The organism is Ensifer sp. Root954 (genome assembly GCF_001429005.1).
In the GTDB taxonomy this organism is placed as follows: Bacteria; Pseudomonadota; Alphaproteobacteria; order Rhizobiales; family Rhizobiaceae; genus Ensifer; species Ensifer adhaerens.
In genome coordinates, this window is record NZ_LMJM01000014.1 from 236102 (window position 1) to 253300 (window position 17199).

The 17199-nt window shown below is 62.4% G+C and carries 13 protein-coding genes; 2 read left to right on the top strand and 11 right to left on the bottom strand.

Annotated elements, in window-relative coordinates; genetic code table 11:
• Positions 1-74: 74 nt before the first annotated feature.
• From ASE71_RS08415 to ASE71_RS08435, 5 genes are read right to left on the bottom strand one after another with little or no spacing between them, the layout of a single operon-like run.
• Positions 75-1598: a caspase family protein gene (locus ASE71_RS08415; protein WP_060516943.1), complete on the bottom strand. Its 1524-nt coding sequence runs from the start codon at positions 1596-1598 to the stop codon at positions 75-77.
• A gap of 2 nt (positions 1599-1600) precedes the next feature.
• Positions 1601-3148 carry a caspase family protein gene (locus ASE71_RS08420; RefSeq protein WP_162251814.1) on the bottom strand — a complete coding sequence of 516 codons (1548 nt, stop codon included), beginning with the start codon at positions 3146-3148 and terminating at the stop codon, positions 1601-1603.
• 2 nt (positions 3149-3150) lie between these two features.
• Positions 3151-4050 (bottom strand): OmpA family protein, encoded by a 900-nt coding sequence (locus ASE71_RS08425; protein WP_060516939.1) that lies wholly within the window; start codon positions 4048-4050, stop codon positions 3151-3153.
• Between the two features lie 10 nt (positions 4051-4060).
• Positions 4061-7288: a c-type cytochrome gene (locus tag ASE71_RS08430; protein ID WP_060539241.1), complete on the bottom strand. Its 3228-nt coding sequence runs from the start codon at positions 7286-7288 to the stop codon at positions 4061-4063.
• A 47-nt stretch (positions 7289-7335) separates the two neighbouring features.
• Positions 7336-8595, bottom strand: a complete 1260-nt coding sequence (locus ASE71_RS08435; RefSeq protein WP_060517398.1) for a ferric reductase-like transmembrane domain-containing protein — start codon at positions 8593-8595, stop codon at positions 7336-7338.
• Positions 8596-8966: 371 nt separating this feature from the next.
• Here ASE71_RS08435 and ASE71_RS08440 point away from each other — a divergent pair, with 371 nt between their 5' ends.
• Positions 8967-9584: a GntR family transcriptional regulator gene (locus ASE71_RS08440; protein ID WP_060516935.1), complete on the top strand. Its 618-nt coding sequence runs from the start codon at positions 8967-8969 to the stop codon at positions 9582-9584.
• A gap of 69 nt (positions 9585-9653) precedes the next feature.
• Here ASE71_RS08440 and ASE71_RS08445 read toward each other — a convergent pair whose 3' ends face one another.
• From ASE71_RS08445 to cysG, 6 genes are all read right to left on the bottom strand, one after another.
• Positions 9654-11174, bottom strand: coding sequence for an acetyl-CoA hydrolase/transferase family protein (locus tag ASE71_RS08445; protein ID WP_060517396.1), 1521 nt, complete (start codon positions 11172-11174; stop codon positions 9654-9656).
• Positions 11175-11432: 258 nt separating this feature from the next.
• Positions 11433-12245, bottom strand: coding sequence for a ferredoxin--NADP reductase (locus ASE71_RS08450; protein ID WP_034795721.1), 813 nt, complete (start codon positions 12243-12245; stop codon positions 11433-11435).
• Positions 12246-12392: 147 nt separating this feature from the next.
• Positions 12393-12893, bottom strand: coding sequence for a DUF934 domain-containing protein (locus ASE71_RS08455; protein ID WP_034795725.1), 501 nt, complete (start codon positions 12891-12893; stop codon positions 12393-12395).
• A 17-nt stretch (positions 12894-12910) separates the two neighbouring features.
• Entirely contained in the window at positions 12911-14581 is a 1671-nt protein-coding gene (locus tag ASE71_RS08460) for a nitrite/sulfite reductase (protein ID WP_034795728.1), read from the bottom strand.
• A 14-nt stretch (positions 14582-14595) separates the two neighbouring features.
• Entirely contained in the window at positions 14596-14910 is a 315-nt protein-coding gene (locus tag ASE71_RS08465; protein WP_060516933.1) for a DUF2849 domain-containing protein, read from the bottom strand.
• 10 nt (positions 14911-14920) lie between these two features.
• Positions 14921-16381, bottom strand: a complete 1461-nt coding sequence (gene cysG, locus ASE71_RS08470; RefSeq protein WP_060516930.1) for a siroheme synthase CysG — start codon at positions 16379-16381, stop codon at positions 14921-14923.
• A gap of 230 nt (positions 16382-16611) precedes the next feature.
• Between cysG and ASE71_RS08475 the strand changes: the two genes are divergently transcribed.
• Positions 16612-17199 (top strand): nucleoside deaminase, encoded by a 588-nt coding sequence (locus ASE71_RS08475; protein ID WP_060516928.1) that lies wholly within the window; start codon positions 16612-16614, stop codon positions 17197-17199.

Sequence of the window (17199 nt, forward strand, 5' to 3'; positions counted from 1 at the left end):
AGGACCGGACGAGACGACACAAAAAGAAGCCCGCCTCATCGAGGCGGGTTTTTTCGTTCTGTCCGTTATCGATCCTACTCGACGCGATAGCGCAGGGTGCCGACTGACCAATGGATTCCGCGCGTGTCGAGATCTTCGGTCCAGTTCTTCTGCAGCCGCGCGATGATCTCGCTCAAGGTCTCGCGCGCATCGACCTCCACCTTGAGGCCCCGCGATATCGGCGCAAGATCGCTCAAGTCGACAGCATCGCTGACGACAAGCGCCACGAAAATGCCGTCGCCCTCGCCCGAGGCCTCGAAATCGAAACCGTAATATTCATCCGGCAAGGTCAGCGGCACGTCCGGCGCCAACGTCGTGATCTTTTGCGCGAACTCGTTCGGGAAAATCTGTGTTGCCTTGCCCTGGCTGTTGACATCGAAAAGCAGGAGATTGCCGGCCGTGTGGCTGTTGACCGTCAGTTTGAAGACTTCGCCGGCCTTCATGGTGGTCGGCTTGTCGATAGAGAGCGTGACATCGCCGGCTTCGCTCTTGCCGATGATATCACCGACGGCATCGATGGGGTTGGCCGCCTGATAGCTCGGCACCGCTGCATTCGGTGCATTGGCGTGCTGATTACCGCCCTGCCCGCTGCCATCCGCATCGCGCTTTTCCGGCACCAGCGCGCTGTCGCCGAGCGCCTCGGGTTTGCCTTCCAACTGCGGGTCGAGATTGCCGCATTGCTCCTGCAAGGCGCAGTAGGAGGCAGATTGCGCCTTTACATATCCAAGAAGCTCGGCGTTGCTCGTCAATCCGTTGCCATTGCCATCGGCAGCGTCGCCGGTCTGGCCGGCGACGAAGGCTGCGGTGAAGACCCCGTGCCGATCCGCTGTCGGTAACCGGACATCGTCCCAGGCGACCTGATAGGGCGCCGCCGCACTCCAGGCGGTCACCCCGGCATCGACGAGCTTCGGCTTGTCGACGAGGGCAAGATCGATCCTAAGGCCGCGGGTCAGCGCTTGCTCGACCGGCTTGGCATCGGGACGCGGGAGAAAGCGGGCGCCGTCGATAGGCTTTTTGATGTCCTCGGACAGCGACCGGGAGATCGTGCCGGAGTGACAGGCGTCGATCACGACCGTCACAGCGCGCCCCTTCAGGCGCTCCAGCACCGCATCGATCTCGTCGTCGAGGACAGCGCCTTGCCAGTCCGTTTCACCGGCGGCAATGTCGGCAGGTGCGATCGCTTCATCCAGCCCATCCGCTTCGTCGCCATCCGCATCCTTCACCTGCAGGCCGTGGCCTGAAAAATAGAGATAGACGCGATCGCCGGGCTTCGTCGCATCGACAAGCCAGCCGTTCATGGATGACAGGATTTCAGCTCTGGTCGCCTGCCCATCCTTCAGCACGCGGATCGAGGCACTGTCGAAGCCGAGCCGTTCCGTGAGCAGCCTTTGCATCGCGACCAGATCGTTCGCCGGCCCGGGCAGGGAAAACTCCGTCGGCAGGTTCTGATAGTTGCCGACCCCGATCAGTAAAGCCCGATCTCCGGCGACCGCAGGCGCAGCCAGCAGCATGAAACACGCAAGGGCGTGAAGGAACGACAGCCGCGATCTGGCGCCCATGCTCATTGGCCCTGACCTCTCGTGTAAAGCGGTTGAACCGCGATCGTACTCTCACTCCCTTCCAGGCGCGTTTCGAGCAAGCGCAGCAAGGCCGCTGCGTCGAGGTCCGAATTGGCAAAGGCGGCCGCGATCGCGTCGACAGGCGCATTGGTCGCGATGACGACCAGATGGTCCGCACCGAAGGGCTTGACCACCTCCAGGTCACGCAGCTTGAAGGCATGGCTTTCGCTGCCGGCAATCTGCACGTCGAGCAGTTGCGCTTCGCCTGTGTTGGCGAGGTTGAAGACCAGCATGTTGGCATAGCCGCCCTGCGGCGCCTCGACGTTCAGGCGGTCGCCGGCAAAGTAGATGTCCTTGACGGGCTTCAGCGAAACGGCTCCCGGGCTCTGCGCCGCAAGTGCTTTCAGAAAATCCACCAGGATGAATTTGTCGACCACGCCCTGGAGCCTTTTGGGCGCGACATGTTCCGCGGCGACGTCCCCGTTCGGCGTATAGAAGACACCGGATGCCGCCTCCCACCGGTAGGGCACGCCGTCGCCACCGATATTGGCAAGATCAGGCATGTCACCGACGACGCTTAATGGCAACTTGCCCGTCCATCCGGTTTCGCGCGGCGACTTCAGTGCATGCTTCGTGCCGCTCACTGTTGGCGCCACGCCGACCTTGGCGCTGCGCGGCAGGGACAGCACGATTTCCTTGTCGGAGCGCGCCAGTTGTGGCGTGAAGTTCGGCACCTGCAGGGCTTCCGACTGCAGCTTGACGTTGGAAAACACGTAGTCTTCGAGTTCGACCCGCGAAATCCGCCCGTCGCCATCGCGATCGGCGGCACCTTCCAATGCACGGGCAAAACTCCAGCTCAGGGCGCCGCGGGGCTCGCCGCCGATCACCACTTCCGGCGTCGGCTGGCTTTCAAGCGATGCGGCGAGGATCGTCACCTGCGACAGCTCTACGTCCCTCACCTTGGCGCCGGACAGCGCCTCCTTGGATGGCGGCGGCAGCTTGGCGCGCACCATCGGCGCCAGCCGCGTCTTGCCGGAGATCGAGCGGTTCATGCCGCCTGAATAACAGCTGTCCGAGACGAACAGGACATAAATGCCCTTGGCTTCCGCCTCCGCGAACCAGGCACTGAGCTCGTTGTCGACGATGATTTCGCTCGCCGTCCCCTCAGCACGCGCCCGGTCGAAGCCCGGCAACTCCAGGAATTCGTCGAGCCCGTCCTCCTCACTGCCGGCGACCAGCTCCGGCATCTGCGCGCCGTGCCCGGCATAGGTGAAGACGATCGTATCGCCGCGCTCAGCGGCCGCCACGAGCTCGACCCAGGCTGCACGGATTGCATCCTTGGTCGCCTGTTCATTGATGAATTGGCGGATCGGGGCGACATCCGCCGCCTTCAGCGCCTGCGTGACGTCTTGCGCATCGCGGACGGCACCATCGAGGCTTACTTCGTGCGGATACTTGTCCACCCCGACGACCAGCGCCGAGGTCGAGGCCATCGCCGGGGCCACCGGCAATGCGAGCAAGCTCATCGCAAGCAGGGTTCTGCACAGCACTGTCATTTCCCCACATCCACATCCACGCGCCGGTCGAGCTGGTGCAACATCTCCTCGCTATAGGCGGTCGGATCATCGGGTTTGAACGGTTCGTCCTCGCCCCTGCCGACGACTGTCCAGGTGCCGGGATAACCGGCGTCGACGAGGTATTGAGCCAACGCTTTTGCACGGGCGAGCGAGAGCGCCATGTTCGCCTCGGGGGTACCTACCGGATCGGTGTGACCGATCAGGGTGATCGCGGCCGGCTTTGCCGACTTCAGGCACTCGAACAGGTCCCTGGCCGACTCGAGGCCTTCGGGCGTAAACTCGGCCGTGCCGAAGACGTAGCGCACCGGCGTCGCCTTCTTCCGGATCGAAACACCGCGATAGGAGAACTTGCAGGCACCGCGCGCGGCGAGCTTGACCGGCTTGGTTGCAGCGAGCCGCATTTCCGAAGCCAGGCGGTCCAGCCGTTCGATATAGGCCTTGTCCGGCGCCATCCAATCGGGCGTCAGTTCCTCGTTTGCCGCATCTTCCAGCGCCTGCTGATAGGAGGTCGCCGCGGCGTCGTAATCCTTGCGCTCGCGCTTGATGTCGCCGAGCGCATCGAGGATCTGCCAGGGGCCGCCGGCGTCGCGGCTTGCGGCCGTCAGTTCCGCTTCGAAGGTTTCAAGCTTCGCGCCTTGCCCCACTGCCGCTGCAACCCGGTTGAAGGTTGCGAGCGCCGCGATGCGCCGGGTGAGCGCGATCTCGGTCGCCGAGCAACCCTTCATGTTTACGGGGTCGGCCGCCACCTTAGTGCCGGCCTCGTCGGCGCGGTTCAGCGCCTCGGAGGCCAGGCGAAGACCGTCGCAGGCCATGACCGGCGCGGTGAAGACCGCCAGAACCGCCGAAGCGAGGAGAAATGCTCGTAGCTGAACCATGACTCGACCATCAATCCTTGATCTCGAACGTCACCATCTGAACACTGCTGGCACCCGCGTCACCCTGCGCCCGCTTGGCCAGGTTGATCGCCAGTCCCCGTGTCGGCGGCAACCGCGACGTCGCGACATATTGGCGTGCCTTCTCCACCGTCAGCTTCTGGTCACCGAGCCCGCCGGCACGGCAGAAGGCCAGCATCGTTTCGGCGGGCGCAGGTGTGTCGAAGGTGAGCGTGCCCGTGCCCGGCTGCGGGATCAGGCGCCGCTCGCCCGGCTTAAGCGTGGTGTTGCCGATCATCACGTCCGGGATGACCTCGACGTTGCCGTTCTCCTCGACATAGAGGATTTGCAGCTCGCAGGCCTGGTTGGCGCTGAGTTCGAAGGAAAGCTCGTCGCCAACCTTCGCCGTCGTCGACTTCACGTTCAGGGCCAGCTCGAGCTTGTGGCCAGTCCCCGCATCCTCCTTGCGATAGTCCGGCACGGCGGCTGCGATCGACTGCGGCCTGTCGTCCACCATCGGCTCGGAACCGGCAATGACGATCGCCGTCGTGTCGAGCGGACGGCGCTGGGTGAGCGGCGCCATCAGCAATGCATATTGTTGCTCGACCTCGTTGCGCGGAATGGTTCCGCCCGCTTCCAGCGTCGTCACCCAGTCGAGCCCGAGGCGCAGGACATCGGTGTTCGTCACCCGCTTGATCGCTTCTGAGAATTGCTTGGGCGTCATGTCAAACTCGGCCGCCAGGGCATCGAAGTCGAGCTCGTCTTCGTACTTGTCGGCAAAGTAGGTGATGAGCTCCGCCTCGCCCGGCGCATGCTTGCTCTGGAGGCCCCCATCAGGCGTCGGCTCGGTGATGCCGAGCACCTTCAACGCGTTGACGAAGCGCTCGCGGTCCTTGCGATAGGTTTCGTCCAGTTCCTCCTGCTTCACATACATGGCAAGCAGCACGTCCTGTTGGTCCTTGCTGAACAGCGTCGACGTCTCGATCTGCTCGCGCAGCTGATCGCGTTTCGAAAGGATGCCATCGGCGTGGCAATCGACACAGGATCGCGCGTTGATGATCTCGACGCCCTTGCCGATCGGGCGCTTGCGGAAGGACACGATGGTGGTCGGCCCGACATCAAGCTGCTTTCCTGCTGACGTCGAGAGGTAGTAGCCCTGCAGGCCGTTCGGCAACGAGAAGATCATTTCGCCGCCGTCGTGCTCGAAGGGCACGAGGCCCGCGTCGAGCGGTGCCAATTCCCGAGGCCCGTGCGGGAAGCGCTTCAGCACCTGCTTGCCGACGTCGCCGCCGAAATCATAGGACTTCCAGTAGTAGCCGCCGAACGGCATGTCGTGCCGTTCGAGCATGCGGTTGTGGTCGGAAACCCCGGACGAGCCGTCGGCGAAACCGGCCCGCAACACATCGCGCCTGCGAATGTTGCCGGCCACGTCGATCTTGAAGCGCTTTTCGAGTTCGGCGATCTCGGTCGGCAACTTCATCAGCCGGTTGTAGATCTCCGGGCGCGCGCCGTTGCTCATGAACCAGTCGACCCGCATGATCGGCAGTTGCGTCGCCGTTTCCTTCGAAAGGGCCGAAAGCGACGCGTCGCTCTCGGGATCAATCCCATAGAAATAGCGCTTGATCAGGAAGTCATAGTCCGCCGCGTCCCATTGCAGTTCGCGCAGATCGACGCGAACCAGCAAGCCATTGGTGCCGTCGACCTCTGTCGGAAGCACCAGCTTTGGCCCGTAGGACAGCGAATTCAGCAGCTTCGTGAAGCCGCCGGCAAGCACGTCCATGCGCTTCATGAAGGTCTGGTCGTCCTCGCAGCCCATCATGCCGTTGTACTGGTCGCGATAGGAAAAGTAGCGCATGTAGGGGCGGTCGAGGGCGCTGACCGTCTCGATGTCCTTCAGCGCCGCATCGACGAACTGGCCATAACCCAACATCGGGCGGGCGCGCGCCGGTTTTGCGGCCACCGCCTGCGGCAGGCTCTTTTCGTTCAGTGCGTTGATCCAGTCTTCCAGCACCTTGATCTCTTCGGCAGAGGGGCGCTTGCCAAGCGGCATGCGGCCGCTGACGACAGTCGCGTAGAGCCGTGACTTCGAGGCATCTCCGGGGGTCACGAAGTTTGCGTCGGCGGCAATCGAGGCGAGTTCGCCCGCCGGGTAGCTCCCCTGCGAACTTTCGCCCGGCCCGTGACAGTTGCGGCAGTATCTGCCGATGAAGGCATCTGCCTGCTGCGCCAGCGCCGCATTGCCGCCGCCCAGCGCTTCAGTCGCCGTATTCTCCTTGCAGACGGCCGTGACCGACTGCGCCACCGGCGCGGGGGCCTTCACTTCACGATCGGCAAGGAAGGCATAGATCGCGCGGCGATCGTCGTCAGAAAGAACGCTCAGTCCCTTGGCTATACGCCGCATCACCGGATCGCTGATCGGCGCGCCCGAGAGCTTCTTGCCTTCCTCAATCAGGCCCCTGGTGAAAACGTCGGGCGAGGCAAGACCGGCCATCTTCGTCTTGCTGATGTCGGGCGCGACCGCGCCGCTCAAATCCTTTTCGCCCTCATAGGCGCGCTCCAGGTCGAGCCCATAGGTTGTGGTGCGCGGTGTGTGGCAATCGCCGCAGCCGCCGACATTCTCGACCAGATAGCGGCCGCGCTCGGCTTGCGTCTCCTCGCGCGGCTGGTAGGCCGGCACCGTGAAGTGGCTGCGCTTCCAGAGCGTGATCGTCGTCTGGCGACTGAACGGAAAAGCAATCTCATCCTCTTTCGACACTGCATCCGCCTCGGGCAACGTCTCGATATAGGCTTTGATGTCGAGCGCATCCTCCGGCTTCATGCCGCCATAGGAGGTGTAGGGCATAACCGGATAGAGGTTGTTGCCCTCCCGATCGAGACCGACCAGAACCGCATTCAGAAACTGCGCATTGGTCCAGCCGCCGATGCCATTGGCGTGCGGCGAAATGTTCGGCCCATAGAAGGTGCCGATCGCCGTCTTCATCTCCATGCCGCCGGAGAGCAGTTCGGTGTTGTCGCCGGAGCCGTGGCAGGCGCCGCAGCCTGCGGCGTTGAACATGTATTTGCCGTTGTCGACATTGGCCTTGTAGGTGGAGAAGGCATCCTCAGCGAAGGCATCGCGCGCCGAGGCACCCGCGGGACAGAGCGAGACTGCGACCAGCGCCGCGAATGAAACGGCCCAATATCCGCTGCCAAGACCGGACAATGACGAGGCGCCTTCTCGCTTTCTCTGCAGACCGCGCATGAAACCCACTCCCTAAAACAATAGAATCGCTACTGAAATCCGCTGCACTATCGAAACTGAAATCGCTCGAATTCAACCCGCTTCGGCCGCTTGCCGAGATCTTTCAGGCCCTTGACGATCGCCTCCCTGAGAGGTGGCGGGCCGCAAAACCAGAGATCGGCTTCCGCCGGATCGATCGCGCTGCCGTTCGCGAGTTTGGCCGCATCCAGGCGCCCGTCCACGGAGGAATCGTGCAGGACAAAAGTGAAGTTGCCGAGCTTTCCGGCCTGCCCCTCGAAGGTCTCCAGCCCGATCGCCTCGCGCCGGTCGCGCACGCAATAGACCATGTGGATGTCCTGCCCCTCGTCGCCATTGAGATGCCGCGCCATCGCCAGGAACGGTGTAACGCCGATGCCGCCGGCGAGCCAGATCTGCTTCTTGCCGCCACGGCGGTGGTTGAAGCGGCCATAGCCACCCTCGAGCTTCAACCGGTCGCCGACAGCGATTCCGTCGCGCAGGGCCTGGGTGTAGTCGCCAAGCGGCTTGATCGCGAAGCGCACGACCCCGTCGGGCTCGATACCAGCGATCGTAAACGGATGCGGCTCGCGCAGCCCAGGCTTCAGCACCCGCAGAAAACCGAACTGCCCGGGCTTGGCGCGCAAGGCACGGCGCAGCGGCCGCGCCGCAATCACCGTCGCCCCGTCCTCCCGGGCGACATCGAAGACTTCGTAGCCGCGGGTTCGGAGCCAGGGCAGCAGCTGGGTATAGGTGTAGCTCAGGATGCCAAGTGCTGCGAAGGCGTTGAGGTAGACCGCCAGAAGCGCGGTACCGTCATAGGGGCGCTTGATGAACATCTGATGGAAGGCGACCATCACGAAGAGCAGGCCAATGAAGCGGTGCGTGTAGCGCCACAGATGGTAGGGGATCTCGATCTTCGTCCGCGGTATGATCTTGACGATACTGAGAACGAGCAGCACGACGAAACCGTAGAAGGCATATTTGCCGGCGGATGCAGCAAGCTGGTTCAGACCGCTCGTCAGCGCCAGGCCCTTGAAGTCTGGTCTCAGGAAATAGTGCACGAGGATGAGGCACAGCACCGAGATGCCTATCCTGCGATGAAAATGATAGACACGGTCGAGCCCCCCGAAGAGAGCCTCGACGAACGGCGGGCGCGCGGCCATGAACTGCGCGACCGCCATGCCGACAAAGGCCGCCGACGACGCCATCAGCGAGAATGTCGTCAATGCATTGGTGTGACTGACTGCGGGTACGGCCAGCAGCGCCGCAAATGCCATCAAGGACCAGACCAGAAACGCGCCCACTTGCATCTTGCGCCCCTCAACGCCGATGGCTGACGGTTGTTGCCTTGCCTTGTGCCTGTTGCCTTCGACCCCTAGCGACCAAGGAAACATGCAACCAGGTTCTTGCCGCAACGGCCCACGCGCCTCTTTCACGCGGGGGCCTTTGTTGGGAGAGTGGCAAGCACCTCCCGGTTCGTCAACACGATTCCTATTGGAAACGTCCTATGAGGTTGGTTTATTCATGCCTTTGAAATTCGTATTTTTTAAGCATTCGCTTATTTTAGTGCCCACACGGGCAAACCACCCCCTTTGACCTGCTCAAATCCAGGCAATCGACGCGCTTGCCTGGTTGCAGGAAATCGTGCAAGCTACTGATATATCAGAACCAAAGGAACGGCATGTCACCGCAATCCCAGGCTCACCTCGCCTATCTCGCGCTCGAACGCCTGATCGTCACTCTGAAGCTCGAGCCCGGCGCCCTGGTCACCGAGAAACAGTTGATCGAACTTGCCGGGCTCGGGCGAACACCGGTTCGCGAGGCGATCCAGAAGCTGGCGTGGCAGGGTCTCATGGATATCCGTCCCCGTGTCGGCTTGCAAATCACCACGATCCGGCCGGACGACCAGGTGCATGTCATGCAGACGCGCCAGAAGCTGGAGCCGCTTGCCGCCGCCCTCGTCGCAACGCACGCAGGCGCCGAGGAGCGAAGCGCGATGAAAGCTTGCGGTGCGGAGATGGCCACCTGTCTTGATGCGGGCGAAATGGAGGGTTTTCTCGTCGCCGACAAGGTGTTCGACGAACTGATGGAAGAAGCCTGCCCCAACCGGTTCCTGACCGCAGCACTTGCCCCGCTGCAGACACATGCGCGCCGCATCTGGTTTGCTTCGTCCTCGCCTGAAAAGATGGCCGGATCGGTCCGCCGCCATGTCACGGTGATCGATGCGATCGAGCGGGCCGACGCTGAAGGCGCGTCGGCCGCGATGGCGGACCTGATGAGCTATCTATCAGACGCCTGAAGAAACCTTGCCTGCACGAGAAGAAACAACGGCAAGCGATTGCTTTCACGGTTGTTTCTTCAACACACTTCAGGCCGTCGGCATCATGCTGCCGGTCTTCAGCCGGCGCACATGCCAGTCGAAAGCCTCTTCCAGAATATGCGGGGTCTGTCCGCCACGGGTGGCGACCGCACGATTGAAGTAATCCGACAAAAGCTCCCGATAGGCCGGGTGGCAGCAGTTTTCGATGATGACGGGTGCGCGCTCCCGCGGCGCCAGGCCGCGCAGATCTGCAAGACCATGCTCGGTCACCAGAATATCGACGTCGTGCTCCGTGTGGTCGACATGGGACACCATCGGCACGACAGACGATATCGCCCCGCCCTTGGCAACCGACTTGGCGACGAAGATCGACAGGAAGGCGTTGCGGGCGAAATCGCCGGAGCCGCCGATACCGTTCATCATGTCGGTACCGCCGACATGGGTCGAGTTGACGTTGCCGTAGATATCGAATTCGAGCGCCGTGTTGATGCCGATGACACCGAGGCGCCGAATGATCTCCGGATGATTGCTCACCTCCTGCGGCCGCAGCACCAGCTTGTCCTTGTAGGCGCGGATGTTGCGGAACACGCGATCAGCCCAGGCGCTGGAAAGCGTCATCGACGAGGCCGAGGCGAAGCTCAGCTTGCCGGCCTCGAAAAGCTCGAACGTACTGTCTTGCAGCACCTCGCTATACATACGCAGATCATGGAACGGACTGTCGACCAGGCCGCTCAGCACCGAATTGGCGATGACGCCGATGCCCGCCTGCAGCGGGTTGAGAGTCATGTCGAGGCGGCCCTTGCGCACCTCCTCCTGCAAGAAGGCGATCAGGTGGCCGGCGATCGCCGTCGTCTCCGCATCCGGCGGAGAGATCCGTGCGGCGCTGTCCTCTTTCTCGGTGACGACGATTGCGACGATCTTTTCCGGATCGACAGGAATGTAGGGCGAGCCCGCACGGCTATCGCAGGCAACGACCGGGATCGGCGTGCGGCTCGGTCGCTTCGCCGGAATGAAGATATCGTGCAGGCCTTCGAGTTCGGGACTGTGGCTGAGATTGAGCTCGACGATCACCTTCTTCGCCAGGATCGCGAAGCTTGCCGAATTGCCGACCGATGTCGACGGAACGATGCCGCCGTCTTCGGTGATCGCCACCGCCTCGACCACCGCATAGTCGATCGGGCTGATCTGGCCGGACCGCAACTGCTCGACGGTTTCCGAGAGGTGCTGATCGATGAACATCACCTCGCCGCGGTTGATCGCCGCTCGCAGAACCGGGTCCGACTGGAACGGCAGGCGCCGGGCAAGAACACCGGCCTCTGTCAGCGTCTTGTCGATGTCATGACCGAGCGAGGCGCCCGTCATCAGCGTGATGCGAAACTTCTCCCGTGCGGCCCGTTCGGCCATGGCAAGCGGCACGGCCTTCGCGTCACCGGCCTTGGTGAAGCCGCTCATGCCGATGGTCATGCCGTCCTTGATCAGCCCGGCCGCCTCTTCCGGCGTAGCGATGCGATCACGCAGCGATTTGCAGCGGATCCTGGCTTCCAGGTCGGTTGGCGGAACATGACTCATCGGGCACTCCCAGAAATGGCCCACGAGGCTCATATCAGGACGGCGCGGGCTTGGTTCGTCGTGCGCTTATTTTCGCATGTCTGCGTGCGCACGCTATGAAGATTTGCAGGAGCACGATAGCCGCTCGGACCGCAGGGCGGTACGCAGAATGGGCAAGGCGGAACTACCGCCGACGCATAGCTCGATGGCATTTCGCCTTAAACGACGAGGGGCGCACCCTTGGCGCGCCCCTCGAACGATAAACTGCACAAAAAAGGGTCAGCCGACGAAGGCGCGTTCGATCACGAATTCGGCCGGCTTGTTGTTGGCACCTTCGGTGAGACCAGCGGCCTCGAGGATTTCCTTGGTGTCCTTCAGCATCGCGGTCGAGCCGCAGATCATGCCGCGATCGACCGCCGGATCGAGCGGCGGCAGGCCGAGATCGGAGAAGAACTTGCCGTTTACCATCAGGTCGGTAATGCGGCCCTTGAACGGGAAGTCTTCGCGGGTCACCGTCGCGTAGTGGCGCAGCTTGTCCCCGACAATCTCGTTCAGGAACTCGTGGTTCCGGATTTCCTCGACGAGATCGAAGCCGTATTTCAGTTCGGCAACATCGCGGCAGGTATGGGTGAGGATCACTTCCTCGAACTTTTCATAGGTCTCGGGATCGCGGATCAGGCTTGCGAAGGGCGCAATGCCGGTGCCGGTCGAGAACATGTAGAGACGGCGCCCGGGAACGAGCGCGTCGAGCACCAGCGTACCGGTTGGCTTCTTGCGCATCAGCACCTTGTCGCCCGGCTTGATCCCCTGCAGGTGCGAGGTCAGCGGGCCATCCGGCACCTTGATCGAGAAGAACTCGAGTTCTTCGTCCCAGGCGGGGCTAGCGATCGAATAGGCGCGATAGACCGGCTTGTCGCCGACCATCAGGCCGATCATCGCGAATTCGCCCGAGCGGAAGCGGAATTCGGCAGGGCGGGTCATGCGGAAGCGGAAGAGCCGATCCGTATAGTGTTCAACGCTGGTCACCGTCTCGACGTAGACGCCTGCCGGTGCCTGGATCGCGAAATCTTCCGTTTTTGCCGGAGCATTCATCTTAGCTACAAGTCCTGTAAATGATGACCCTGTCTATCAACAATAAGCCGATATTCCAAGCTGCGCCTTGTTGAAAGGAAATCTCTTCCAAATATAGTCGCTTTTGGGGATTTCGGCGTGCTTCACACTGTCGCGGCCAACCCTACCCTATGACACCCGGCGCCAGCTATAGGATTTAGCATCAGTCGAAGGCTTGGCGGTCGGCTGGTAGTGCACAGCAATGCCCGGCAGGCGTCCTTCGGACAAACGCTTCAGCGCTGTCGCATTGCTGACAGCGAAGCTTTCGACGCCACAGCGCAGCATCAGCGGGATCTGGTCGATCAGCACGTCGCCGACCGCCCTCACCTCGCCGGTAAAACCAAGCCGCGCGCGCAGCAGCGACGCATGGCTGAAGGCGCGGCCGTCATTGAACGCCGGGAACGCGACGGCTACCAGCGCAAGGCGATCAAGGTGTGGTGCGAGCTTCGTCACGTCGTCTGCCGGCGCGATGACCACGCCAAGACCGGTTTCGTCGCTGTCTGCAACCTTGGCCAGGAACGCGTCGAGACCGACGATCGCCTTCTCGTTCGAGCCTGCCTTGGTTTCCTCCGTCTCGATGACCCAGGGATCATCGCCCACGAAACCGGTTTCCTTCCAGATTTTCGTCATTTCCGTTCCTCAGCGCCTCAGGCAGCTTCCTGCGCGCTGCCGTAGAGCGCATCCTTGAAGGGTTGGGGGCCGACGCGGCGATAGGCCTCGAGGAAGGTCTCTTGACCGTCGCGGCGCAGTCCCAAGTAGGTGTCGACGATGGTCTCGACGGCGTCGGTCACCTTCTCGGGTTCGAAGCCGCGGCCGATGATCTCGCCGATCGAGGTGTTCTCGTCGCCGGAGCCACCAAGCGTAATCTGATAGAGTTCCGCACCCTTCTTTTCAACGCCAAGCAGCCCGATATGGCCGACATGGTGATGACCGCAGGCATTGATGCAGCCGGAGATCTTGATCTTCAACTCACCGATCTCGGCCTGACGCTCGGGCGAACCGAAGCGGGTCGAAATTTCCTGCGCCACGGGGATGGAGCGCGCATTGGCAAGTGCGCAGTAGTCCAGCCCAGGACAGGCGATGATATCCGTGATCAGGCCGGCATTGGCAGTGGCAAGACCTGAGGCGACCAGCGCGCGGTAGACCGGCTCGAGATCGGCCAGCGCCACATGCGGCAGGATCAGGTTCTGTTCGTGGCTGACTCGGATTTCGTCGAAGGCGTATTCCTCGGCAATATCGGCAACGGCATCCATCTGCGCGTCGCTGGCGTCGCCCGGAATGCCGCCGATCGGCTTCAGCGAGATCGTCACCATGCCGTAGTCCGGGTGCTTGTGCGGCTGCACATTCTGCTGCACCCAACGGGCAAACTCGGGATCGGTCTTCTTCCAGCGCGCGAGGCTCTCCCAGCCTTCAGCACGGTTTTCGAGGGCCGGTGGCGCAAAATAGGTGGAGATCGCCTGGATGTCGGTCTCCGGCAGCTTCAGCTCGGTGTCCTTGAGGGCCGCGAACTCGACTTCGACCTGACGCGACAATTCTTCGGCGCCGGTCTCGTGTACGAGGATCTTGATGCGGGCCTTGTACTTGTTGTCGCGGCGGCCGTGCAGGTTGTACACGCGCATGATCGCCGTCGTGTAGGACAACAGGTCCTCCTCCGGCAGGAAGTCGCGGATCTTCTTGGCGATCATCGGCGTGCGGCCCTGACCACCGCCGACATAGACGGCAAAGCCGATGCGGCCGTTTTCGTCCTTCTTCAGGTGCAGACCGATATCATGGACCTGGATTGCGGCGCGGTCGCGCTCAGCGCCAGTGACGGCGATCTTGAACTTGCGCGGCAGGAACGAGAATTCCGGATGTACGCTCGACCACTGTCTCAAGATCTCGGCGTAAGGCCTTGGGTCTGCGACCTCATCGGCGGCCGCGCCGGCAAAGTGATCGGCGGTCACATTGCGAATGCAGTTGCCCGAGGTCTGGAGCGCATGCATCTCGACGCTTGCGAGCTCTTGCAAGATATCCGGCGTGTCGGACAGACGCGGCCAGTTGTACTGGATGTTCTGGCGCGTGGTGAAGTGGCCGTAGCCGCGGTCATATTTGCGCGCGATATGGGCGAGCATGCGCATCTGGCGGCTCGACAGCGTGCCATAGGGAATGGCGACGCGCAGCATATAGGCGTGAAGCTGCAGGTAGACGCCGTTCATCAGGCGCAGCGGCTTGAAGGCGTCTTCGGCAAGCTCGCCACTCAGTCGCCGCTCGACCTGATCGCGGAACTGTTCGACGCGGGAGGAAACGAAGGCGTGGTCGAATTCATCGTAACGGTACATCGGGTATCGGTTCCTCAGGCAGCGTGTTTCGGGCCGGAAAGGCCATTGTAGCCGGCAGCGTAGGGGATCGAGGGGCCTTCAGCGCGGATGCGCTCGCGCATGCGTAGCGGGCGAAGTGTGCCGTTGATCTCTTCGACGTCGACGACGTTGGCATCGACGACCTTGTTGTCATCGAACGCCCGCTTGCCGGTGGCTTCGAGCGCCGTCACGGCCTCGGCGTGGCGAGCGATGAAGGCATCCTGAAGCTGCTCGACCCAGTTGCCCGCGGCATCCAGCCAGACGGAAATGCCGTCCGAAAGTCGATTTGCCGTCAAAACCTTGCTCACCATGACCTCTTCCTCAGTTCAAAATCTGTTCGTCGCGCCCGAAAGCGGCTTCAATGTTTTTCTTCTCGCCACGCGCCTTGCCTGCGACGAGCGGTTCGGACCGCTCGAAATTGGCGCCGGCGACGGCTTCGCCGATTATGACCATCACCGGACCTGCAAGCTCGCTGCGGTTTTCAAGATCCGGAAGGTCCTTCAGCGTGCCGTGCAGCAGACGACGATCGGCGCGGCTGGCATTCTCGATAACGGCAACCGTCGTTTCCGGCGGAAGACCTGCCTGCATCAGACGACCGGCGACCGACGCCGCAACAGTGCGCCCCATGTAGACGGCGATCGTTGCGCCCGAGACGGCAAGCCGCGCCCAATCGGGCAGGACTTCGCCGGTCAGATCGTGGCCGGTCGTAAAGACCAGCGAGGAGGCAACACCGCGAAGCGTCAGCGGCAGTTCAAAATCGGCCGCCGCGGCGAAGGCCGAAGTGATACCCGGGACGATCTCGTAGCTGATACCGGCTTCGCGCATCGCCGCCATCTCTTCGCCGGCGCGGCCATAAACCAAAGGATCTCCGGACTTCAGACGGACGACGCGCTTGCCTTCGGCAGCCAGCGTCACCAGCAGCTGGTTGATCTCGTCTTGGTACTTGGTGTGGCAGCCCTTGCGCTTGCCGACCGACAGGCGCTCGGCGTCACGACGACCCATATCAACGATCGTCTGCGGCACCAGCGCATCATAAACGATCGCATCGGCTTCCATCATCACGCGCTGGGCGCGGAGCGTCAGCAGGTCTTCAGCGCCTGGACCGGCACCGACGAGCCAGACATGGCCCCTCGCCTTCTCGGGCGCATCGAGCAGACGCGAAGCCTCACGGCGGGCAGCAGCCAGATCGCCGCCGGCGACCTTGTCTGCCACCGGCCCCTGGAAAAACCGGCGCCAGAACATGCGGCGGGCAACGCCGCGCGGCACCAGGCGATCGACGGCCTCGCGATAGCTCGCGGCAAGCGAAGCAACGACGCCGAGCGAGGGGGACAGCAGCTGATCTATCTGCGCACGGATCATCTGCGCCAGAACGGGTCCTGCCCCTTCGGTCCCGATGGCGACTGCAACGGGGGCACGGTTCACGAGCGCCGGCGTGAAGAAGTCGCAGAAGTCGGGCTGGTCGACGGCATTTGCCGGGATCTTGCGTTCACGCGCTGCACGGACGATGCGCTGATCCTCGACGGCATTGCCGGTGGCGGCAAAAACGAGAATAGCGCCGTCGAGCTGCTCGGGTGCGAAGGCGGCCGCGACATGTTCGATCCCACGGTCACGAAGGTATTGTGCGAACTCCGCTTCCGGCGCGTCGGCGAAGACGACGATCGACGCTTCGGTGTTCAGCAGCAGCCGCACCTTGGCAAAGGCTTCGTCGCCATTGCCGAAAACCGCCACGCGCTTTTGCGCGACGCGAAAGAATGCGGGGAAAACGGCGAGCTGCTGCGACATGGTCTTGCGGTCATTCCTTCTACAGGCTGCGGCGAATATCCCTTATGGCGCACGACAATTGAAGGAACAGAAATTTCAATGCCTTTCCAGGCACGTATTGTTTTGCTCGGCGGTGCACCATTTTGAGCAAATATCTCCGAGCCTGTTCAATCGCCGACCTGGGCGCGGCCATTGCGCCGCATGGGTAACCTCCGTTAAATGCCGTCAACGACCTGCCGGAGGCCCAAGACATGACAAAACCCGAACTCGCCGAACGGCTTTTGACCGTCATCGAGCAGGATATCCTGCCGCTTACCGAAAAGGGTGTTGCCGCCGGCAACAAGGTCTTCGGCGCCGCGATCCTGCGCAAGTCCGATCTGTCGCTGGTGCTTGCCGAAACCAACAACGAGACGGAAAATCCGCTCTGGCACGGCGAAGTGCACACGCTGAAGCGTTTCTACGAGATGGTGGACAAGCCTGATACCCGCGACCTCATCTTTCTCTCGACGCACGAGCCCTGCTCCATGTGCCTTTCGGCCATCACCTGGGCCGGCTTCGACAATTTCTATTACTTCTTCAGCCACGAGGATTCGCGCGACGCCTTTGCGATCCCGCACGACCTGAAGATCCTGAAAGAGGTCTTCCGGCTGGAACCGGGTGGCTACGCGCAAGACAACGCCTTCTGGCACTCGGCCTCGATTGCTGCACTCTCGAAAGACGCCGATGCCGAAACCCGCGATCGGCTTTCCGCCCAGGATGCCCGCATCCGCGCCCGCTACCAGAGCCTTTCCGACAGCTACCAGTCGGGCAAGGACGACAACGCCATTCCGCTGAACTGA